Origin of the sequence: Nocardia gamkensis NBRC 108242 (assembly GCF_001612985.1) — a bacterium.
Lineage (GTDB): Bacteria > Actinomycetota > Actinomycetes > Mycobacteriales > Mycobacteriaceae > Nocardia > Nocardia gamkensis.
In genome coordinates, this window is record NZ_BDBM01000023.1 from 92,048 (window position 1) to 112,708 (window position 20,661).

The 20,661-nt window shown below is 69.0% G+C and carries 17 protein-coding genes; 9 read left to right on the forward strand and 8 right to left on the reverse strand.

Going from position 1 to position 20,661, the window contains the following annotated elements; genetic code table 11:
* The first annotated feature begins 55 nt into the window (after positions 1 to 55).
* Genes trmB through NG1_RS20225 form a run of 3 tightly spaced genes read left to right on the forward strand, consistent with a single transcriptional unit; the run spans position 56 to position 4,631 of the window.
* A complete protein-coding gene (gene trmB / locus NG1_RS20215) occupies positions 56 to 868 on the forward strand; it encodes a tRNA (guanosine(46)-N7)-methyltransferase TrmB (protein ID WP_062973058.1) in 813 nt (270 codons plus the stop codon).
* Positions 865 to 1,593, forward strand: coding sequence for an NYN domain-containing protein (locus NG1_RS20220; protein WP_084499051.1), 729 nt, complete (start codon positions 865 to 867; stop codon positions 1,591 to 1,593). The genes trmB and NG1_RS20220 overlap by 4 nt, the downstream gene beginning before the upstream one ends.
* On the forward strand, positions 1,593 to 4,631 hold the full coding sequence (locus tag NG1_RS20225) for an MMPL family transporter (protein ID WP_062973060.1): 3,039 nt from the start codon (positions 1,593 to 1,595) through the stop codon (positions 4,629 to 4,631). Before NG1_RS20220 ends, NG1_RS20225 begins: the two co-directional genes overlap by 1 nt.
* 218 nt (positions 4,632 to 4,849) lie before the next feature.
* On the opposite strand, the gene NG1_RS20230 is transcribed toward NG1_RS20225, so the two are convergent.
* Positions 4,850 to 6,457 (reverse strand): DUF2339 domain-containing protein, encoded by a 1,608-nt coding sequence (locus NG1_RS20230; protein ID WP_245659970.1) that lies wholly within the window; start codon positions 6,455 to 6,457, stop codon positions 4,850 to 4,852.
* Between the two features lie 779 nt (positions 6,458 to 7,236).
* Positions 7,237 to 7,689 (reverse strand): hypothetical protein, encoded by a 453-nt coding sequence (locus NG1_RS20235; RefSeq protein WP_062973064.1) that lies wholly within the window; start codon positions 7,687 to 7,689, stop codon positions 7,237 to 7,239.
* Between the two features lie 341 nt (positions 7,690 to 8,030).
* Here NG1_RS20235 and NG1_RS20240 point away from each other — a divergent pair, with 341 nt between their 5' ends.
* Entirely contained in the window at positions 8,031 to 9,221 is a 1,191-nt protein-coding gene (locus tag NG1_RS20240) for a helix-turn-helix domain-containing protein (protein WP_062973065.1), read from the forward strand.
* Here NG1_RS20240 and NG1_RS20245 read toward each other — a convergent pair.
* Positions 9,218 to 9,586, reverse strand: coding sequence for a MerR family transcriptional regulator (locus NG1_RS20245; RefSeq protein ID WP_040871073.1), 369 nt, complete (start codon positions 9,584 to 9,586; stop codon positions 9,218 to 9,220). The two genes, NG1_RS20240 and NG1_RS20245, sit on opposite strands and share 4 nt — an antisense overlap.
* Positions 9,587 to 9,651: 65 nt before the next feature.
* Between NG1_RS20245 and NG1_RS20250 the strand changes: the two genes are divergently transcribed.
* A complete protein-coding gene (locus NG1_RS20250; protein WP_062973068.1) occupies positions 9,652 to 10,764 on the forward strand; it encodes an alkene reductase in 1,113 nt (370 codons plus the stop codon).
* Positions 10,765 to 10,773: 9 nt separating this feature from the next.
* On the opposite strand, the gene NG1_RS20255 is transcribed toward NG1_RS20250, so the two are convergent.
* The 4 genes from NG1_RS20255 to NG1_RS20270 form a co-directional block, all read right to left on the reverse strand.
* Positions 10,774 to 11,409, reverse strand: coding sequence for a DUF1707 SHOCT-like domain-containing protein (locus tag NG1_RS20255; protein ID WP_157114140.1), 636 nt, complete (start codon positions 11,407 to 11,409; stop codon positions 10,774 to 10,776).
* Positions 11,410 to 11,528: 119 nt separating this feature from the next.
* A complete protein-coding gene (locus tag NG1_RS20260) occupies positions 11,529 to 12,194 on the reverse strand; it encodes a response regulator (RefSeq protein ID WP_062973072.1) in 666 nt (221 codons plus the stop codon).
* Between the two features lie 99 nt (positions 12,195 to 12,293).
* Positions 12,294 to 13,508, reverse strand: coding sequence for a MacS family sensor histidine kinase (macS, locus tag NG1_RS20265; RefSeq protein WP_062973074.1), 1,215 nt, complete (start codon positions 13,506 to 13,508; stop codon positions 12,294 to 12,296).
* Positions 13,468 to 14,763, reverse strand: coding sequence for an AI-2E family transporter (locus NG1_RS20270; protein WP_084499053.1), 1,296 nt, complete (start codon positions 14,761 to 14,763; stop codon positions 13,468 to 13,470). Before NG1_RS20270 ends, macS begins: the two co-directional genes overlap by 41 nt.
* A gap of 211 nt (positions 14,764 to 14,974) precedes the next feature.
* Between NG1_RS20270 and NG1_RS20275 the strand changes: the two genes are divergently transcribed.
* The 3 genes from NG1_RS20275 to NG1_RS20285 are packed head-to-tail and all read left to right on the forward strand — an operon-like array spanning position 14,975 to position 17,997.
* Complete coding sequence (locus NG1_RS20275) at positions 14,975 to 16,495, forward strand: adenylate/guanylate cyclase domain-containing protein (protein WP_174315372.1); 1,521 nt, start codon at positions 14,975 to 14,977, stop codon at positions 16,493 to 16,495.
* 4 nt (positions 16,496 to 16,499) lie between these two features.
* The gene (locus NG1_RS20280) at positions 16,500 to 17,588 is read left to right on the forward strand and encodes a lysylphosphatidylglycerol synthase transmembrane domain-containing protein (RefSeq protein WP_062973076.1); all 1,089 of its coding nucleotides are present in this window, start codon (positions 16,500 to 16,502) and stop codon (positions 17,586 to 17,588) included.
* A gap of 49 nt (positions 17,589 to 17,637) precedes the next feature.
* The gene (locus NG1_RS20285; protein ID WP_062973078.1) at positions 17,638 to 17,997 is read left to right on the forward strand and encodes a DUF3054 domain-containing protein; all 360 of its coding nucleotides are present in this window, start codon (positions 17,638 to 17,640) and stop codon (positions 17,995 to 17,997) included.
* On the opposite strand, the gene NG1_RS20290 is transcribed toward NG1_RS20285, so the two are convergent.
* The gene (locus NG1_RS20290) at positions 17,998 to 19,677 is read right to left on the reverse strand and encodes an NTF2-like N-terminal transpeptidase domain-containing protein (RefSeq protein ID WP_245659967.1); all 1,680 of its coding nucleotides are present in this window, start codon (positions 19,675 to 19,677) and stop codon (positions 17,998 to 18,000) included.
* A 376-nt stretch (positions 19,678 to 20,053) separates the two neighbouring features.
* On the opposite strand from NG1_RS20290, the gene abmR reads away from it, so the two are divergent.
* On the forward strand, positions 20,054 to 20,653 hold the full coding sequence (abmR, locus tag NG1_RS20295; RefSeq protein ID WP_062973082.1) for an ATP-binding transcription factor AbmR: 600 nt from the start codon (positions 20,054 to 20,056) through the stop codon (positions 20,651 to 20,653).
* Positions 20,654 to 20,661 lie beyond the last annotated feature (8 nt).

Genomic DNA, 20,661 nt, shown 5'->3' on the forward strand with positions numbered 1-20,661 from the left:
CTGCTCAGCGGTCCGCACGCAACCGCTTACCGCACCGATCGCAGGATGCTGGACAATGGACGCCGTGAACGACGCCGCGAACCATACTGCCGAGTCAGTTCCGGGCCCGCCGTCCACAGCTTCGGCTCCGGCCGAGGGCGGGCCCGGACACAAGACCGGCTCCCGCCTGTACCCACGAGTCACCAGCTTCCGGTCGCGCAGGGGCGCGCTGACCGCGACCCAGCAGCAATCCTGGGACCGGATGTGGCCCTCGATCGGCCGCGAGGTCGCCGACGAGCCACTGGACGCGGCCGCCTGGTTCGGCCGCGACGCACCGCTGGTCATCGAGATCGGCTGCGGCACCGGCACCGCGACGGCCGCCATGGCGCAGGCCGAACCACACCTGAACCTGATCGGCATCGAGGTCTACCAGCCCGGGCTCGCGCAGCTGGTGCAGCGCATCGAGCGCGAAGGCATCGAGAACATCCGCCTGCTGCGCGGAGATGCGGTCGACGTGCTGGAGAACATGATTGCTGCCGAGTCGCTGACCGGCGTCCGAGTGTTCTTCCCCGACCCGTGGCCGAAGGCGCGCCACCACAAGCGACGGCTGCTGCAACCCGCGACGGTCGCGTTGATCGCCGGCCGCCTGAAGCCGGGAGGTGTGCTGCACGTCGCCACCGACCATGCCGACTACGCCGAGCACATCCACGCCGTCGGCATGGCAGAGCCCCTGCTCCAGGGCCTGAACGAGGCCACGGGCGGGGTCAGCGAGGAGCATCGCGGCACGGCGCCGATCGGTTTCGAGCGTCCCGTCACGAAATTCGAAGGCAAGGCACATCGCGCCGGTAGCGCCATCACCGAGCTCATATGGGGGAAGATCGACCGATGAGCGTCAGTGAAATGGCCCACGAAGTGGTCGATGTTGCCGGGGAGGTGCACGGGGGCGGAGCGGAAGGTCTGGGCGGCTCGACGCCGGACGTGCGCCGCGTCCTGTTGGTCTGGGACGCCCCGAATCTCGACATGGGCCTCGGCGCCATTCTCGGCGGTCGCCCCACCGCCGCCTACCGCCCGCGGTTCGACGCGCTCGGCCGCTGGCTGCTGGCCAGGACCGCCGAACTGTCGGTGGGCGCGGTGCACCGCGTGGAACCCGAGGCCACCGTCTTCACCAACATCGCGCCGGGCACCGCCGACGTCGTGCGCCCCTGGGTGGAGGCGCTGCGCAACGTCGGCTACGCGGTCTTCGCCAAACCCAAGATCGACGACGACTCCGACGTCGACGCCGACATGCTGGCGCACATCGCCCTACGCAGTCGCGGCGCCGGCCTGGCGGGCATCATGGTCGCCTCGGCCGACGGCCAGGCGTTCCGCGAACCGCTGGAGGAACTCGCCGCCAAGGGAGTGCCGGTCCAGGTGCTCGGCTTCCGCGAGCACGCGAGTTGGGCCGTCACATCCGATACTCTCGAATTCATCGACCTCGAGGACATTCCGGGCGTGTTCCGTGAACCGCTGCCCCGGGTGAGCCTCGACTCGCTGCCCGACGAGGGTGCCTGGCTGCAGCCGTTCCGGCCGCTGTCGGCACTGCTCACCTCTCGCCCCGCCCAAGGAGTCGCTTAGTGTTCACACGCTGGGGCGATCTGGTATACCGGCTGCGTTTCGCCGTCATCGGCGTCGTCGTGGCCGGTCTTCTGGCTCTCGGTGGCTACGGCCTCGGGTTGGAGGACCACCTCAGCTCCAGCGGGTGGGACGATCCGACCTCGGAGTCGGCGCGTGCGGCGCGGATCAAAGACGGGGCCTTCGCACGGAATCACGACTCCGATGTCATCGTCTTGTACACCGCGCCGGATGGGAAGACCATCGATGATCCGGAGTTCAGCGGCAAGATCGTCGAGAATCTCGCCGCTCTGCCCCGCGAGCATCCGGACGAGATCACCAAGATCAACGGGATGTACTGGCGGAACGACGCGAACATTCCGACTCAGGCCAGCATTTTCGGGTCGAAGGACAAGAAGTACGCCTTCGCCTCCATCGCCATCAGGGGCGATAACGACACCGATATGGTGCGCAACTACCGCAAGGTGAAGAACGTCTTCTTCATCCCCGGCGTCGACGTCCAGGTGACCGGGTTGCAGGCCGTCGCGGGCACATTGAACGACACGATGGCCGACGATCAGAAGCGCATGGAGATCCTCGCCATTCCGGCCGTGGCCCTCCTGCTCTTCTTCATCTTCGGCGGGATCGTCGCCGCCGCGCTGCCGCTGGTCGTCGGTGGCCTCACCGTGGTCGGCGCCTGGGGGATCGTCCGCTTCATCACCGAGTTCACCGAGGTGAATTCGTTCGTCTCGCCGGTCGTCTCGATGATCGGCCTCGGTCTTGCCATCGACTACGGCCTGTTCATCGTGAGCCGATTCCGCGAGGAACTCGCCGAGGGATACAGCACAAAGGCGGCTGTGCGTAGATCGGTGATGACGGCGGGCCGCACCGTGGTGTTCTCCGCCACCATGATCGTCGCCAGCCTCGGCGGCATGCTGCTGTTCCCTCAGGGCTTCCTGAAATCGGTCGCCTACGGCGCCATCGCGACGGTCACCTTGGCGGCACTGACCTCGATCACCGTATTGCCCGCGATGCTGGCGGTGCTCGGCAAGCGCGTCGACATGCTGGGCCTCAAGCGGTTCCGCAAGACAAAGACTGCCGACGAAGTGGAGGGCGGCCTCTGGGGGCAGTCGACCCGCTGGGTGATGAAGCATCCGCTCAAGATCGCGATTCCACTCTGCATCGTCTTGCTGCTGCTGATCATTCCGGTCAAGAACCTGACTTTCGGCGGCATCAACGAGCGGTATCTGCCGCCGGACAATTCGACCCGGCTGGCGCAGAAGCAATTCGACACGATCTTCCCGCTGCGCAAGTCGGATCCGATCGAACTGGTCTTCGTCGTCGACGATCCCAGCCTCGCTCCCCAGGTGGGCAAGGTGGTGAAGGAGGCGAGCAAAGCGCCCGGGTTGGCCGGCGAATTCGCTTACCCGCCGAGCACGGCTCCCAACGACAAGACCATTTACAACACGTCCGTCACGTTGACCAATTCGGAAGACGCCGATCCGACCATCGAGTACCTGCGCTCGCTGGAATTGCCCGACGGTGTCACCCTGCTCGTCGGCGGTCAGCCGACGATCCAGAAGGACAGCATCGACGCCCTGCTGGGCCGGATGCCCCTGATGATCGCGCTGGTCCTGTTCGTGACGACGCTGCTGATGTTCCTGACCTTCGGGTCGCTGGTGCTGCCGATCAAGGCCGCGCTGATGAGCGCCCTCGGCCTCGGGTCCACGCTCGGCATCCTCACCTGGATCTTCATCGATGGCCACGGCGCGGGCCTGCTGAACTTCACTCCGCAGCCGATCATGTCGCCGGTGCTGGTGCTGATCATCGCGATCATCTACGGTCTGTCGACCGACTACGAAGTCTTCCTCATGTCGCGCATGGTCGAGGCGCGTGCACAGGGCGCGAGCACCACCGAGGCCGTCCGGATCGGCACCGCGCAGACCGGCCGGATCATCACCGCCGCCGCGCTGATCCTGCTCGTCGTCACCGGCGCGTTCGCCTTCTCCGACCTGGTGATGATGCAGTACATCGCCTACGGCATGATCGCCGCGCTGTTCATCGACGCGACCGTGCTGCGCATGCTGCTCGTCCCGGCGACCATGAAGCTTCTCGGTGACGACTGCTGGTGGGCGCCTGCCTGGATGAAGAAGGTGCAGGAGAAGGTCGGGCTCGGTGAGCCGATTCTTGATGACGAGCGTCCCGGCGACGGCGATCTCGTCGACCTGGTCAAGACCACGCCGATCACCGACCCGGTGACCATGCAGATTCCCGCGGTCGCCGACGCCAACAAGGTGCCGCGCAGGCGTAAGCCGCGTACGGTCGCCGAGATCGAGGCCGAAGCGCCCACCAGGCGGCTGGACCGGGTTCCGCCGTCGCCGGCGCCGCAGGCGACGCCCGTGCCTCCGCCGCTCGATCCGAGCAGGCAGCGACCGGAACCGCCGCGGAATGCCACCCCTCCGCAGGGTGAGCCGATTCGCCCGCGGCGGATCTCGCAGGCGCCGAACCCTCCGCGCTCGACACCGGACCGGACGGAGCAGCGGCCACCGTCGCCGCCCGCGAACCCGCAAGGCCTCGCAGCGCCCCGCCCGATTCCGCCCACGGGTCTGCCGCAGGACCAGAACGCGCCGCACGCCGGTGTGCCGTCGGTCGTTTTCCCCGAGCACAGCCCGCGACCCGTCGTGTCCTCGGTCACGCCGCCCGCACCGCGCCCGACCGCCGCACCGGAACCCCTTCCGCTGTCCGGCATCTCGCAAGACCCGACCCTCGACCTCGCCCAGCAGCCCGGCGCCCCTCGTGCGGCGCGGCATCTGCCGCCCGACGCCCCTGGCGCTTTCGACGGTCCCGCTCACCGCGCACCCGAGCCCGAGCCCGAGCCCGAAGCGCCCGCGGAGCCGTACAACGGACCGGACACCACCAACCGCAGCAGTATCGAGAGCTGGATGGCCGAACTCCGCTCTTCCCGCCGCCACGTCGGCAGGCCCGAGGAGGGCCGCCATCACGGCGGCGACGGCCGCACGGTGAGCGTGAACGAACTACTGCGCCGCCGCGACCGCGAGTGAGCGTGTAGGCGTCGCGAATGGAAACGCCGACGCGCCTTGGCCGGGTAGTTCGCCCGGAAAGAACGCAGCGGCCTTACCGATCAGTGTTTACGGACGCGCTGTGTAGTACCACCAGTCCGGCTCGCCATTCGGAATGTACGGTTCGCATCCGGTGTAGACCGTTGCGCGTTCGTTGATCACTGCGATTCGCGGCTGCAGGGCTGCGCACCCGAGGTGGCTCAGTCGACGGGCGTTTCCTCGGGGTCGACGGTTTTCGCGTCGGCGAAAGCGCGGGCGTAGCGTGTTCCGGCCAGGAGCAGCAGGATGCCGACGACCAGGAAGGCGGCGACGCGGACCAGGCCGTCCAGGGTGGCCAGGTCGAAGAGGAAGAGTTTGGCCAGCGCGGCTGCCGTGACCAACAGTCCTGAGCCCAAGGCGAGTTTGGCCACGGCGGGTGCGGTGGCGAGCCTGCGCAAACCGAACAGGAGGGCGACGGTCGCGGCTGCCATCCAGAGGATGGTGGCGGCGCTGTGGCCGACGAGGAAGCCGTTCGGCGTGCCGGTGGCGACGCCGATGGAGACCGTGGACGCGGTGACGGCGTACAGCCCTGCGACGCTGGCGGTGATCCAATGCCACTCGTTGCCCGCGGCCGGGCCGGGCACCCGCCGCGCGCACCACAGGGCCACCGCGACCACGCCAAGGGCGAGTACCGCGCCGAGCACGGTCGCCATGCCCAACTCCGCTTCCGAGCGATGTTGCGAGGCGAGGATTTCCGGGCTCGCGACATTCAGCAGTGCGAAGCCGCCGAGCACCGCGAACGCCGTGCCGAGACCCGCCGCCGGGCGTGATCTCCGCTGGCCCGCTACGCCCAGGAATGTCAGCGCCACCAGGAGCAGCGCCGTGGGGAGCGTTCGCGGCCCGGTCGCACCGACGCACGCCTCGAGCAAGGCGATCGAGCCCGCGACAGCGGCCACGAGCGCGGTGTGTCCCGGAATCCGCAGGTAGGCGTTCAGTTTCGGCACCATGGTCACCGCCGCGACGAGCAGAAGCACTGCGGCGGTGATCGAGGCCACCGATACCGTGACGAACCGTTCCTCGAACATCCCCGGCGCCACCAGGATCGGCGCGAGCGCCGCTGCCATCGTCAGCGAGGCAGTGACATCGGCGGCCCGATGCCGGACGACGACGAGCGTCCCGGCGACCCCGACCAGCGCGACCGCCACCGCGGCCACGAGCACCCAGGTGCGCTCCTCGACCGCGGGCGTACCGAGGATCGCCCCCGCGACGAACGCGAACGTCGCCAATACAGCCGGCAAAGTCCGTGCCACGTGCAGATACGGCCAGTTCCGCGTCAATTGCACCGGCACGCAGGCCAGTTGCAACACGATCAAGAACGCGAGCAGGACCAGCCGCGTGGTCAGAACCGGAGACAGCGCCGCCGCGGCGAGCACCACCAGCACCGCGAGAGGCTGCGAACGCCACTGCACCGCCAGCCCGACGCCCGCGGCGGCGACACCGAAGGCGACCGCGAGCCCGAGCACCGGATGCAGCCAGTGGTAGACGGCGGTCAGCGCGACGACATCGAGGTAAGCACCCGCGATACCGGTGGCCGCCAGCGCGATACCGCCGACCCGCCCGCCGGACCGCCCGAAGACGCGCACGCCGGTACCCACCAGCGCAGCCGAGAAAGCAGCTCCGGCGACAACCCTCGGCACCGGCCCGAAGAACCCCGCCTGCGCGGCCAATACCAGCAGCATCGCGACGCCGATCAGCGTCACCGCGACACCGGCCAGCGCGAGGATCCGGCTGATCACCCCGTCGCGCTGCCACCACGGGGTGTGCGGCACCGGTGGCTTCGCGCGCGGTGGGACAGGCGGTCGAGGCGGCATCGGACCGTGTGCGTTCGGCGGCCACGGAGCAGCGCCCCACGCGCCACCGGGCGGCGGGGTAAAACGCGGAGCGTAGTGCGGCTGCGGAGGGGGAACCGGCATACCGGTCGGAGGCGAATGGCCCGGCCAAGGCGGCATCCCAGACGCGGCACCGGCTGGAGCGCGCTCCGATCCCGCGAATCCACCACCGGCGGGCGTATGAGCCGTACCGGACGACGGGACCGCATCGGATGCCATCTGACCAGGCACGCCGGATGCCTCGTCACCCGTCCCGCTCAATGCGGCACTTCTCGGCGCCGGAGCACTCGTTTCGTCGGCCGTCCGCCCGCGCGTCCCCCCGGCAACGGACCCGCCCCGTGTACCAGCCGTCCACCCGCGAGCGTCTCCGGTCACGGACGTACCCGACGTGTCAGCCGTAGACCCGCGAGCCTCTCCGGCGACGAGGCCGCCCGCCGTATCGGATCGGCCGGTATCCCCCCGAACGCCGCCCGTATCCGCGGCGAGCTGCTCGTGCAGCAGCCGCAGATCCTGTCCGAGCACGCCCAGCTGCGTCCCCAACGTGGTGAACTCGCCGGAGAGCCGCGCGAGCAGCGCCGGATCGATGGAGGTAGTCATGACTCTCATGCTGATTTCCGCGAGGTGCGCGGGCATGAGTAGTTACCCCTGGTAGACAGCCGGGTTCTACCCGACCGGCCCGCACCCGGGGCTGTCGGACACGGACCGGTCACGCCAGGTGGTCAGTAGGCGCGCGAGCCGATGACCTCGCGCACGGCATCGATCACCGCGGCGCGCGGGGGCATGCGCAGGACGCCCGGCGCCGGTTCGCCCGCCCAGTGCCAGCCGAGGGCCGTATCGGAGCTGGGCAGCAGGATGATGCGACCACCGGGGACCACGGTGACGCCGTGACCGGCGAGGCAGCGGCGAACCGGGACCTCGACCGGCCGAGCGGGGCTCGGGGGCGTGACGAGGAAGGTCCAGGTGCGTTCGCCGGGGTCGGCGATCACGGGCGCGGTGTGGTTGCGGTCCAACTGGGCCAGCACTTTCCGGCCCAGTTCCGGCGGCATGACGATCGCCCCGATGATGGATCCGGTGGTGATGATCGGGCGTCCGGCCAGAAGCTGGACCGGCAGCCCGTAGGTATGCCGCAGCAGATGCGCGACCTCATGCGGAGTGTGACAGCTCTCGAACATCGTCCTACTCCGCATCACAGAAGCCGAATTCGGTCATAACGGCGGACTTTCGAGATAGCAACCCGCGCTGGTCGCGCATCCCTGTGCTGGGATTCGCGGGAAGAGCGCTGCGCACCGGTCGGGTGGTCTGTGCACCAGGCCGCGACGCGCGATCGGCGCGCCCGGCCTGCACGGTGGTATTCGGCATGGTTTTCATCGCCGCCGCCCTTTGCAGTCAAAGTTGCAGAAAGGCAACGGTATTCCAACCAGCGGCGAACGAGTCGTACGCAATGTCCCACTTCGGTAGTCCCAGATAACATAGCGTCGTACTCTGAAACCCAGATTTAACAAAGGACTTGGGTATGGACGAATCGTCGATCGGAGTTCGGATCCGCCAGTTCCGCGGCAAGGCGCTCACCCAGCGTCAACTCGCCGACCAGGCGGGAGTCAGCGTGGATCTGGTGCGCAAGCTCGAGCAGGGCGGCCGCCAGACCGCCTCCATCGCCAGCTTGCAGAAGATAGCGCGTGCCCTGGACGTGGACATCGCCGATCTGATCGGCAAGCGCCAAGGTGTGCCGTCCGCCGATCCGGACGCGGGCATCGTTGCGATACGCCGCGCCCTGACACCGGTCGACGACCTGCTCGGCGAGACCAAGGAGGAGGCGGCGGTCAGCCTCGACGACGGCCGCCGGGCGGTCGACTACGCCTGGGGCGCCTACTGGTCGGGCCGCTACGAACTGCTGACCTCGATCCTCCCGCCCGGGTTGACCCAGCTCCGCGCCACCGTGCACGCCGCGCGCAACGGTTCGGTCGCGCCTGCCAACGAGTTGCTGGCCCGGATGTACTGGGTGACCGGTTGCACGCTGGTGCATCTCGGCCAGACCGATCCGGCGTTCCTGGCGATCCGGCAGGCGCTCACCGCCGCCGAGCTCGGCAACGATCCCCTGCTGCTGGCCACCATCCGCGGTTCGGTGGCCTGGCAGTTGCTGGTGCAGGGCCGCTACGACGAATCGCGCGGCGTCGCGCTCAACGCGGCCGCGACCCTCGAGCCCTCCGGCGACGTCACGCCGACGCACCTGTCCGCCTACGGCTCGCTGGTGTTGCAGGGCGCGACCGCCGCGGGCCGGGCGCAGGACGTGCGGGACGCGTTGTCCCTGGTCGAGGCCGCGAGCGAAGTAGCCATGCGGATCGGCGTGGACCGGCAGGACTACGAGACCTATTTCGGCCCCTCACAGGTCGTCATGCAGACGGTCGATGTCAACGTCTCCTCCGAGCGCTACCCGGAGGCACTGGCCGCGGCCAAGAACATGCCTGTCAACGGCAGCCTCCCGCAGGCGTCGCGGGCCCGGCACCTCGCCGACACGGCGGTCGCGCTGACGCGCACCGGACAGCACCGGCGCGCGCTGGACGCCTTGCTCACCGCGGAACGGGTGGGCGGCGCGGACTGGCTGAAATACCAGACCCTGCCGCGTCATATCGTCTCCGAACTGCTCGACCACGACCGGAAGGTGCCGCTGCGCGCGTTCGCCCGCCGGGTCGGGGTCAACACCTAGGTCGCCGCCCGTTCACCGGCCCGTTCGATCACCTCGTCCAGCACCTCGCGCGAGCGCACGAGATCGTTGATGGTGCGGGTGATCCGCTCCCGCTCCGTCCGCAGCTCGTCGACCAGCGCGGGTGTGGCGTACTCGTTGGGACCGCCGTCCGCGTCGCGCATGCAGGGCAGGATCCGCGAGATCTTCTTGCTGGTGAGTCCCGCCGCGAGCAGCTCCTGAATGTGGATGACCCGGTCCACCGCCCGCTCCGGATAGTCGCGATGACCGCCGGGTGTGCGATCGGAGGCCAGCATGCCTTGCTGCTCGTAGTAGCGCAGCGACCGCTCACTCACGCCGGTCCGCTCCGCGAGTTCCCCGATTCGCATCCGCCACCTGCCTTTTCCCGTTCCGGCTTGAATCTCACATCGGTGTCAAGTTTTACCGTACTACCATGACGAACACAGCGGCTCCCGCCCTCTTCCAACCCGCGGCCATCGGCTCCCTCGCACTGCCGAACCGCCTTGTGATGGCACCGATGACCCGCAACCGCGCCGCGTCCGACGGCACGCCGTCCCCGCTCATGGCGACCTACTACACCCAGCGCGCGAGCGCGGGCCTGATCATCGCCGAGGCGACCACGCCGAACCGGGTCGGGCAGACCTACGCCGACATCCCCGGTATCTATACCGAGCAACACATCGCGGGCTGGCGCGCGGTGACCGGCGCTGTCGCGGCCGCGGGCGGTCGCATGTTCCTGCAACTACAGCACGGCGGCCGCGTCGGTCATCCGGACAACAGCGGGCTGTCGCCGATCGCACCCTCGCCGATCGCGCTGCCCGAACCGATTCACACACCCAGCGGCGCGCAAGATGCCGTTGTCCCGCTGGAGATGTCCACCGCCGACATCGAGACCACCATCGCCGATTTCGTGTCCGCTGCCCGCAACGCCATCGCGGCCGGATTCGCGGGGGTGGAGATTCACAGCGCGAACGGTTATCTGTTGCACCAATTCCTGGCGCAGAACACCAATCAGCGCACCGACTCCTACGGCGGGTCCGTGGCCAACCGCATTCGTTTCACCCGTGAAGTGGTCGAAGCGGTCGTGGATGCGATCGGCGCCGAGCGCGTAGGTGTGCGAATCTCTCCCGGAGTCTCGGTCAACGGCATCGACGAGGGCGACACCGACGATATCTATCCCGCGTTGGTCTCGGCACTGGCGGAAAGCGGCCTCGCCTACTTGCATTACGTCTTCGCCGACCCTGATCAGCCGCTGTTCCAGCGGATTCGGTCGCTGTGGCCGGGCACCTTGATCGCCAACCCGAACCTGGGCTGGGGCGTTCCCCTGCCCGAGGACGGCGGCGGGCAAGCCGCGCGGCGCCTGCTCGCCGGCGGCGCCGACCTGATCTCCCTGGGCCGTTCCTTCCTGGCCAACCCCGACCTGGTCGAGCGATTCCGTGCGGGAGCGCCGCTGAACCCGGTCCGCGACGCGCACCTCATGTACGTGGGCGGCGCGGAGGGCTACACCGACTACCCGACGCTGGCCATGGCGCCCACGACCCACTGACCCGGCCGCTCAGCGACCCATCAACCGCCGCCACTGCGCGATGAACGGATGCTTCGCGGTGACCGATCCGAATCGCAGTTTGCCGTGCACCACCAGATGCAGCGGGCCGATCGGCGGGCCGGTGCGGACCTTGTTGTTCACGCTGGACCCGATCAGCTCCAGACCGTTCAGGTCGACGGTGGCCTCCGCGGGCACGATCAGGTTGATCGAGCCGAAGAAGTCGTCGACACGCAGTTCGACCACCTGGGTCGACATGATCGCGGCGGTGAAGTCCAAGGTGACCCCGGATAGCCAGTTGTTCAGAAGCAGCGTGGGCGGCACCTGCCACGAGCCGCGGCGGTTCACCCCGGACAACCGCGAACGGATCACGTTGCCCGTGGCATTCGAGCCGGAGGCCTGCCTGGCGAACGCGGGCGAGGTGTTCACGAACGTCGACGGCGCCGCGGCGGGCTGCCCGACCAGGCGCACACCGGGCAGATCGATGAGGACGGCGTTCAACTCGCCGCGCGTCCTGGCGGCCAGAGCCGTGTCCATCCGCTCGGTGAACTCGCCGAGCGAGAGCATGCCGAGGCCGACGGCGCGCTGCAACAGTTGACCGACGTGTTCCCGCTCGGCGTCCGACACGCGCAGTTCCCGGTCGCCCACCGCGCCGCCGGAGCCGACCGCCTTCGATACCGATTCGGGCCCACCCATGCGATCGAGGTTACCGAGCGCGCGGCCACCTCCGCATCAGGGCGATCCCTGATTCGGAGGGCGCCGGGGGCCTACTCGAGCCCCTGTTCGATGGCGTAGCGGGTCAACTCGACCCGGTTCGCCAACTGCAATTTGCGCAGCGTCGCCTGCACGTGGTTCTCCACGGTGCGATGGCTCAGTCCCAGCCGCGTCGCTATCTGCTTGGCGGACAACCCCTTCGCCACCATCCGCAGCACCTCGGTCTCCCGCTCGGTGAGCGCGGGCCGGTGTGGCTCGTCCGGTTGCGCGGGCGCGGTCGCCATCCGCCGGTATTCGCCGAGCACCAGCCCGGCCAGCCCGGGAGTGAACACCGCTTGACCGGCCGCGGTGGCGCGCACGGCGTCGACGAGCTCGGCCGCCGACGCGCTTTTGACCAGGTAGCCCGACGCGCCCGCCTTGATCGCGTCTAGTACGTCGTCGCGCTCGGCCGAGGCCGAGAGAACCAGCACCCGGCTCTGCGGCGACACGCGCAGCACCTCGGCGGTGGCCTGCGCCCCGTTGCCGTCGGGCAGCTGCATGTCCATCAGCACCACGTCCGGGCGCACCGCGGCGGCGCGCCTGCCCGCCGCGGCGACACCGTCGGCCGTGGCCGTCACCTGGAAGCCCGCCTCGGTGAGATCACGGGAGACGCCGTCGCGCCACATCGGGTGGTCGTCCACCACCATCACCGAGATCGGCTCGGCCACCTGGTCCGTCATCCGCGCCTCCCGTCGTCGCTCATGCCTGCGCCTCGCTGACGCTCGGCTCCGGCACGAGCGAATGCTCGGCTGTGTCCATTGTTCACTCGCTGCGCTCGCTCATGCCTGCGCCTCGCTCGCTCCTCTGGGCACCCGGAATTCCCATTCGGTACCGAACCCGACCCCGCCGTCGATCTCGGTGAGCAGGTCCGCGCTGCCGCCGAGGGCCGCGATCCGGCCGACGATCGATCGGGAGACCCCCATGCGCCCTTCGGCTTCCGCCTCGGCCAGCCGCCCCGGCGGGATGCCGACGCCATCGTCGCGCACACTGATCACCAGTTCGTCGCCGGTGTCCTCCAGTAGGACATAGGCTCTCGCGTCCGGCCCCGCGTGCAGTTCCACATTGGACAGCGCCGTGGCCACGGCCGAGGCGATCTCGTTCGCCATCCAGCGGCCGACCCGCACCGGCTCGCCGGGCGTGGACACCGACACCGCGGGGGTGGATTGCGCGGTCAGCAGGGGCCGCAGGTCGACCTCGGCGCCCCCCGCGTCCCGGTGATCGGCCTGCTCGGTGATCAACACGCGCAGCGCCACCTCCTGCTCACCGGCTCGCAACGCCAATTCCTCCGTGGGCCCGCCGATCTCGCTACCGCGACGCTTGATGTAGCTGAGTACTTGCAACACCCCGTCGTGCACCTCGCGGGAGAGCCGTTCGCGCTCCTCGGCCGCCGCGGTCAGGCGCACCGCTTGTTCCAGCTGGTCTTGGGCGCGGCGGGCGGTGTTGGCGGCCAAGCCGAGCGCCAGACCCACCGAGACGAGCACCGGCACCGTCGCGTCCGTCCACACGTCCTCACCCCACTGGTCGCGCACCGTCAGTGCCACCGCGGCGATCAGGGCTCCGGACAGCACACCGGCGAACGGGCCGCGCAGGATCGCCGCCCCGATCACGGCGTTGGTCGCCCACAGCGTGGTCGGCAGCGTCTGATGTCCGTGATACCAGCCGTAATCGGCGACCAGGCGAGTAGCGGCCATCAACCCGATCACGACGACGTGGTCGCCGATCACCACCCAGACACGCAGCCTGGCCACCTCGGGGAAATGCCACTGCGACAACATGATCGCCGACGCACCCGACCACACCGCCATCAGGGCGACGAGCACCCAGCTCAACCGCTGATTCGTGTAGTACGGCACCGAGGCGATCTGCTGTCCGACCGCGTACAGCAGCGTGACCAGCCGCAGCGCCTGCGCGGCCCGCCACAGCGGTGTGGTCGCCACGTCGGCCGAGCGCAGCTCAGGCCTGCGCCGTGCCGTCGCCGGCTTGCGCGCCGTCATCGGATTCCACCTTCTCCTGCGCGGCCTTCATCGCCTCCGCCCGCTTCCGGGTCGCCTCCATCAGCGTCGCGGCCACGTCGAACCGGCCGGGATCGGGGTGATCGGGTTCGGCTTGATACAGCCCGCGATGATCGTCGCCGGTCTGTAGTTCCTCGTACAACTCCTCCGGTCCGTCGAGCAACGACCGGATCGCGGTGTTCATCACCGCGACGAACGGCACCGCGAGCAGACCGCCCGCGATCCCGCCGATCACCACGCCCGCCGTGATCGCCAGCACCACGGCCAGCGGATGGATGCTCACCGCCCGCCCGAGCAGCAGCGGTTGCAGCACGTGACCCTCGAGCTGCATCACCGCGATGATGATGCCGAGCACGATCAGCGCGGTGACCAGACCTTTGGTCACCAACGCGATGAACACGGCGATGAACCCGGCCAGGAACGCGCCGATGATCGGGATGAACGCGCCGATGAACACCAGCGAGGCCAGCGGGAGCGCCAAGGGCACCCCGAGAATGGCCAGTCCGGCGCCGATGCCGATGGCGTCCACCGCGGCGACCACGACGGTCGCGCGGACGAATCCGACCAGCGTGCCGAACCCGAGCTGTCCGGCGGTGCGGACCCGCTCGCGGTGGTCGGTCGGCACGATCCTGGTGACGAATTCCCAGATCTGATCGCCGCCGTAGAGGAAGAAGATGAGGATGAACAGCGTCAGGAAGGTGCCGGTCAGCAACTCGCCGATCACGGTGGCGGTGGTGAGCGCACCGCTGGTCAGGCTGTCCTGATTGGACTGGATCGCCTTGACGGCGGCGTCGCCCACGTTGCGGATCTGCTCGTTGCTCAGGTGCAGCCTGCCGTTGATCAGCCAGTCCTGGATCTGGTGGATGCTGTCGGTGAACTTGTTCGACAGCTCCGGCACACCGGCGACGAACTGTTCGACGACGAAGGTCATGATGCCGGCGACCACACCGATCGACCCGACCAGCGCCACGAAGACGCCCACCGCGCGCGGCACGCCCAAGCGCTGCATCCAGTCCACCAGCGGTGCGAGCAGAGCCGCCGCCAGCAGCCCGATGGCGAGCGGAATCACCACGGTCGCCAGTTTCTGCACGATCGCCGCCGCCGCGATCGCCAGCGCGAACAGCACCAGCAGCCGCCAGCCCCACTCCGCCGACACCCGGACGATCGGGTGCACCGTCTCCGCGGCGTTCCGTGACAGCGTGATTTTCCGCTCTGGACTTGGCTTCGGGTCGGTCACCTCCGTGAGCCTAATGTCTGCTGCCGGACGTAGTCCGTCTCGAGCCGGCGCATGGCCGGAGCGAAGGCGGAGGTACGCCTAACCGGCCCGGCCGCACCCTGTCCGCGATCACCGGCGCCGCGACCGCCCCGCAGCGCCGCGGACATGCCGACATGATCGAAACGCTAGATTGGACCCCGTGTCGGCGCCTCTGGAAGCGGTCAAACAGACCATGCGAACGCGCTGGCCGCTGTACCTGACATCGATGCTGCTGGCGAACGCTTTCGGCGCGGTTCTGGTGTGGGCGTTCATCCAGTACGGGCTACCCGTCCCCGAGGGCGAGCCCTCCGGTGCCAGGCGCACCGGCCTGCTGATCCCCGGCGCGGTCTTCGTGGCGGGCGGCCTGCTCAGCATGGCCGCCTCCGCGCTGATGCTGCGCCCGGTGATGCGCTGGCAGATGCGCGGCGGGCCGCCGAGCCGCCAGGAGCAGATGGCCGCGCTGCACGCGCCGCTGCGCCAGGCGATCCTGCATCTCGCGCTGTGGCTGATCGGCGGCGCGGTGCTGGCCACGCTGATCATCAAGGACACTCCCGCGCTGGCAGGCGCGGTCATCATCACCGAGTGCATGGCCGCGACCATCGTGTTCGGTTTCACCTACATGCTGGGCGAACGCATTCTGCGCCCGGTCGCGGCCCAGGCGCTGACCGAGGGCACCTTCGACCACACCCTGACCCCGGGCGTCGGCACCAGGATGGCGATGACCTGGGGCATGGGCACCTTCGCGCCCACCATCGCGATCGTGCTGCTGTGCGTCACCCAGATCTCCTCGGAGGTGAAGTTCTCCGCGCAGTCGCTCGCCATCTCCATCCTGCTGCTGTGCGGCGTGGTGATCATGCAGGCGCTCGCGCTGTCCATGCTCACCGGTTCGAGCATCTCCGACCCGGTGCGCCAGCTCAGCCAAGCCATCGACCGGGTGCAGGCCGGGGCGCGCGACGTGCAGGTCGAGGTCTTCGACGGCAGTGAGATCGGGCTGCTACAGGTGGGCTTCAACCGGATGATGGAGGAGGCCGCCAAGCGTCGCCAGCTCCAGGAGCTGTTCGGTCAGCACGTCGGCGAGGAGGTGGCGCAGCGGGCGCTGGACTACGGCACCGAACTCGGCGGCGAGACCCGCTTCGTCGCGGTGCTGTTCGTCGACATGGTCGGCTCCACCGCCGCCGCCGCCGAGCGGCCGCCCACCGAGGTGGTGAGCCTGCTCAACGAGTTCTTCCGCATCGTGGTCGACGTGATCCACCGCCACCACGGCTTCGTGAACAAATTCGTCGGCGACGCGGCGCTGGCCATTTTCGGGGCGCCGCTGGACCGCCCGGACGCGCCGACCGCCGCGCTCGCCGCCGCGCGCGAACTGCGCGAAACCCTCCGGGAAGTCCCCGGCCTCGACATCGGTATCGGTGTCTCGGCCGGCCTGGCCGTCGCGGGGAACATCGGCGCGGCCAACCGCTTCGAGTACACGGTGATCGGAGATCCGGTCAACGAGGCATCCCGGCTCACCGAGCTGGCCAAAGAACGTCCCGGCCGAACGCTGGCCTCGGGTAGCGCGCTGTATTTCGCCGAGGAAAGCGAGCAGGACCAGTGGGAAACCGGCGACGAGGTGCAGCTGCGCGGAAGACGCAGGAAAACGCTGCTGGCCTGGCCCCGAGAACAGGCCGACGCGCCCGACGCTACCGATGCCGAAACGGCGCGTTCGTTAGGCTGACCGCGTGACGGCCGACGGGGAACTGGCAGGGGATCCTGCGCCGCCGCCCACGGCGGGTTCCCGCCGTGGCAGATTCCGCTGGCTGAAGTGGGTGCTCGGCGCCGCCCTGCTGGCCCTGCTGATCGCCGAGGGCGTGTACCTCTGGCCGCGCCTGCACGAGTCCTGGCGCAAGCTCACCGAGATCCACTGGGGTTGGCTGGCCGCCTCGATCTGGCTTCAGGCACTGTCCATGAGCGGCTTCGCCCGGGTGCAGAAGCAGCTGCTCAACGCGGGCGGCGTCGCGGTGAGTCAACGGAAATCCGTCGCGGTGGTCTACGGTGCGACGGCGATGTCGGTGACCTTGCCCGCGGGCCAGGTGTTCTCCACCGCGTTCACCTACCGGCAGACCAGGCGCTGGGGCGCCAGTCCGATCGTCGCCTCGTGGCAGCTGGTGTTCTCCGGCGTGGTCGCGGCAGTGGGCCTGGCGCTGCTCGGGGTCGGCGGCACGCTGCTGTCGGGCGGGCGAGTGGGTCCGCTCAATCTGATCCTCTCGCTGGCCGCCGTCGTCGCGCTGGTGTGGGCGGGCAATCACATATCGCGCGATCCCGGTTCGCTCGAGGCGCTGGCACGCAGGCTGCTCGCACTGGTCAACCGGGTGCGCAAACGGCCACCGGGGCAGGGGGCGGACAAGATCGCGGACGTGCTCGGCCAACTGGAATCGGTTGACCTCGGCAAGCGCGACGGCCTCTTGGTTGCGCTCTGGGCGCTGATGCACCGTTTCGCCGACGTGGCCTGCCTCGGTGCGGCCTGTTACGCGGTGGGCGCCGATCCGCGCATCGCCGGTCTGTTGCTCGCGTTCGCCGTGGGCAAGGCGGTGGGATCCATCCCGTTCGCGCCGGGCGGCATCGTCTACGTCGACGCGACGCTGATCTACGGTCTCACCGCCGCCGCGGGCCTGCCCGCCGCGCAGGCGGTCGCCGCGGCGTTCGTGTATCGGATGGTGAGTTTCGTCCTGGTCGCGATCGTCGGCTGGATCGTGTTCGGGTTCCTGTTCCGCACCCGTGAGGCCGACGACGAAGAGTTCGAGAAGGAATTCGAGCAGCGGCGGCTGTGACAGGTCAGCCCGCGCGCTGGTCTTCGGAGGCCCCGTTACGCTGGCCCGCGTGAGGAAACTGCTGCCCTTCGTGGTCGATGCGCTGCTCGTCGTCGTCTTCTGCGCTATCGGCAGGCGCAGCCACGACGAGGCGGTGCTCACCGGCCTGCTGCGCACCGTGTGGCCGTTCGCGACGGGTCTGATCGCGGGCTGGCTCGTCGTCGTGGCGCTCAGGTGGCGCGCCGCCGCGGGCGACATCACCGCCCTGTGGCCGGCCGGTGTCGTGATCTGGGCTTGCACCCTGATCGGGGGCATGCTGCTGCGCGTGGTCGGTGGTCAGGGCACGGCGGTCAGCTTCGTGCTGGTGGCCGGCGTGGTGCTCGCGGTGTTCCTGCTCGGCTGGCGCGCGGTGTACGAAGCCGTGCGCTGATCACGGCTCCGGCGTCGCCAGTGCCTGCAACATCCTGGCCGCCATCCGAGCGGTCGCGTCCTTGCTGTCCACATCGTTGATGTGGACGGCGAAGACCAGGTCGCCCATCGCCCCGATCAGCCACCCGTCCGGACCCGCGGTCGCGGCGAACGCGTCGACGTCTCGGTAGCGGCGCACGCCGGCCAGCTCCGGCGCGTTGGTGGCGTCGCGCAGCATGGCGCGCAGCCGGTCGGCGGTCTGCGGCGGCAGCGGGTCGAGCGGGGCATCGGTGGTGCTCGGGCGGCCTGCCTCGATCATCGGCGGCGGCACCGCTCCCCGCACGATCGCGGCCGCGGCGATGGCCATGCCGAACGGGCTGGCCAGCACGGCGTCCGAACCGCCGCCTTGCAGTACCTGCTCGGCACTGCGTCCCGCGACGGCCAGGCGGCCGGTCACCTCGTCGAGGCCGGGCACTTTGAAGTCGATGCCGACGCCGAGTGCGGTCGCCGCCTCTGCCGCGTCCTGTACCGAGACGTCCTGTGGCGCCTTCGCCTTCGCCGAGGCCGCGACGGCCCGGAACAGCTCCATGTTGCCGCCCACCGGATACAACCCGGTGAATGCCACCGAGCCGTGCTCACTGGCCTGGCTGTTCTGCGCGGCCGCCACCACCGCCCCGGTGGACGGCTGTATCGCCACGATCGAGGCCTGGGTGGCCACGCTGACCACCGCGTCCTCGGCGGCACGCTGCAAACGCTGGTCCATGGTGCCCGCGATGTCCGGTCCCGGCGGACCCTGCTGCCCGGCGAGCTGGGTGATGAACCGTCCGTCCTGTTCGAACAGCTGGACACCCCAGCCGGAATGCGCCTCCTGGCTTTCCTGCTGCACTTTGCGCAGCGCGTCGAGCATCGGTGACCAGACCCGGCGGTCGGCGGAGATCAGCCGCGGCTGCTTCTCCAGCACCACGCCGGGAATCGGCGCCATCCGCGGTTCCAGGATCTCGAAGTCACCCTCGCGCAGGTTCACCGCGACGATCGGCTTGCCCTGCGAGGTGGCCAGCTGCTGCATCAGCGACGGGCCGGTGATCAGCGGGGCGACCGGCTCGATGGCCTTGGCGAGCGCGTCGGTCGACGCGACCGGGTCGGGCATCTTGCCGGGATCGAGCTTGACCACGTTGATGGTCTGCTCGGTCATCAGCGGCGCGCCCGCGATGTCGTTGACCTTCGGCGGGGGCGTCGGGTAGGTGCGCACCAGCTGCACCGTTCGGTTGTGCGCGAGCTGCGGCATCACGACCGCGGGCTCCCAGGAGATCCGCCAGCCGATGGCCAGCTTGCGCACATTGCCCTCGAGGCTGTAGTTCCAGGTCTTCCGCTCGCCGAAGTTCCACTCGACGTCCATGCTGAAGATCGCGGACTGCGGGTCCAGACCGATGAACTGGGTCTTGCGGTAGTCGACCTTCGCGCCCTGCAACCCGGTGAACATTTGCTTGAGGGTTGCTGTGGCCGCGGTGGGGTACGACGTCAGGTCTGCCGCCTTGGTGTAGTCCTGATCGTCGAGCAGATCGGTGAAGCGCTCCACGACCGCTTCGGCTTCGTTCTGCTTCTCGTGTATCCCGCACGACCCGATCCCGAGCGCGAGCGCCGCCACCCCCATGAGTGCCATTGCGCCGCGAACACGAAAGCGGCGGGATCCCCACACGTCCATGTCGCCCACTCTTCACTCTTGTCACTCCAGTAACAAGACCACCGTACCCGAAAAAGACCAGACCGCGATGCCTCCGTAGCGAGGACGTTACCCATGCTCAGCATCCCAATTGTGCCCCGGGATCTTGCATCTCGGGGGGCCTTTCATGATCATCGCCCGGCCGCTCGGCGGCAACCGGCGCCGCTACCGTACCGGCCTTCCCGAAAAGTCGCGCGGTTACCCCCGCGGTCGACGTTTCGAATCAATAAATACCCCGAAAGGTGCGGAACGAAGCAATCGGACCCTCGTTCGCGTACAGCGGAACTCCGATCGCTCGATTACGACGTAATCTTGTAATCAGTGAAAGCACCGCAGCATAGTAAGTAGGTGACTCGTCATGAGAAACGCACACCGCGGCCGAGGTTTCGGGCGAACGGGTGGCTGGCAGCAGGCCGACCTGCCGGACCCGTCAGACGTCCCCGATTGGTTCGCCGGAAGATTGCCGAGTGAGTGGTTCACCGGCCCGCCGGTGATCGAGGTCGATCGGGACGAGATCGTCGTCATCGGCGAGCTGGCGATCCCGCAACCGGAGAAGACGCCGGAGACCGACGACGCCGACACCCCGGCCGAAGAAGTGCCGCGCGCGACCAAGGAGGGCGCGGTCGCCCGGTTCCGCGAGTCGACCCGCCCCGCCCGCATGCAGATCGCGAACGAGGCGCAGCACCGCTACCGGCGCAATGTGGCCTGGGGCGTGTCGGTGGACGGGGAACGGATCATGTTCACCCACCTGGCCGTGCCCGTCATGACCCGGCTGCGCCAGCCGGAGCGCAAGGTACTCGACACGCTGGTCGACGCGGGTGTCGCCCGTTCCCGCGCCGACGCGCTGGCCTGGACGGTGAAGCTGGCGGGCCAGCACGCGGAAGCGTGGCTGGAGGAACTGCGCGAAGCCATGCGCAAGGTCGACGACCTGCGCTCGGAAGGTCCGCAGGGGTTGTAGCCGGTCGG

Bases quoted from the DNA above. Each gene is read 5' to 3' on its own strand.
- NG1_RS20260 (WP_062973072.1), bottom strand. From the start codon at position 12,194: ATGACGGACCAGGTGGCCGAGCCGATCTCGGTGATGGTGGTGGACGAC.
- NG1_RS20235 (WP_062973064.1), bottom strand. From the start codon at position 7,689: ATGTTCGAGAGCTGTCACACTCCGCATGAGGTCGCGCATCTGCTGCGG.
- NG1_RS20290 (WP_245659967.1), bottom strand. From the start codon at position 19,677: ATGGACGTGTGGGGATCCCGCCGCTTTCGTGTTCGCGGCGCAATGGCA.
- NG1_RS20275 (WP_174315372.1), top strand. From the start codon at position 14,975: ATGCGAACGCGCTGGCCGCTGTACCTGACATCGATGCTGCTGGCGAAC.
- macS (WP_062973074.1), bottom strand. From the start codon at position 13,508: ATGACGGCGCGCAAGCCGGCGACGGCACGGCGCAGGCCTGAGCTGCGC.
- NG1_RS20245 (WP_040871073.1), bottom strand. From the start codon at position 9,586: ATGCGAATCGGGGAACTCGCGGAGCGGACCGGCGTGAGTGAGCGGTCG.
- trmB (WP_062973058.1), top strand. From the start codon at position 56: ATGGACGCCGTGAACGACGCCGCGAACCATACTGCCGAGTCAGTTCCG.
- abmR (WP_062973082.1), top strand. From the start codon at position 20,054: ATGAGAAACGCACACCGCGGCCGAGGTTTCGGGCGAACGGGTGGCTGG.
- NG1_RS20240 (WP_062973065.1), top strand. From the start codon at position 8,031: ATGGACGAATCGTCGATCGGAGTTCGGATCCGCCAGTTCCGCGGCAAG.
- NG1_RS20250 (WP_062973068.1), top strand. From the start codon at position 9,652: ATGACGAACACAGCGGCTCCCGCCCTCTTCCAACCCGCGGCCATCGGC.
- NG1_RS20220 (WP_084499051.1), top strand. From the start codon at position 865: ATGAGCGTCAGTGAAATGGCCCACGAAGTGGTCGATGTTGCCGGGGAG.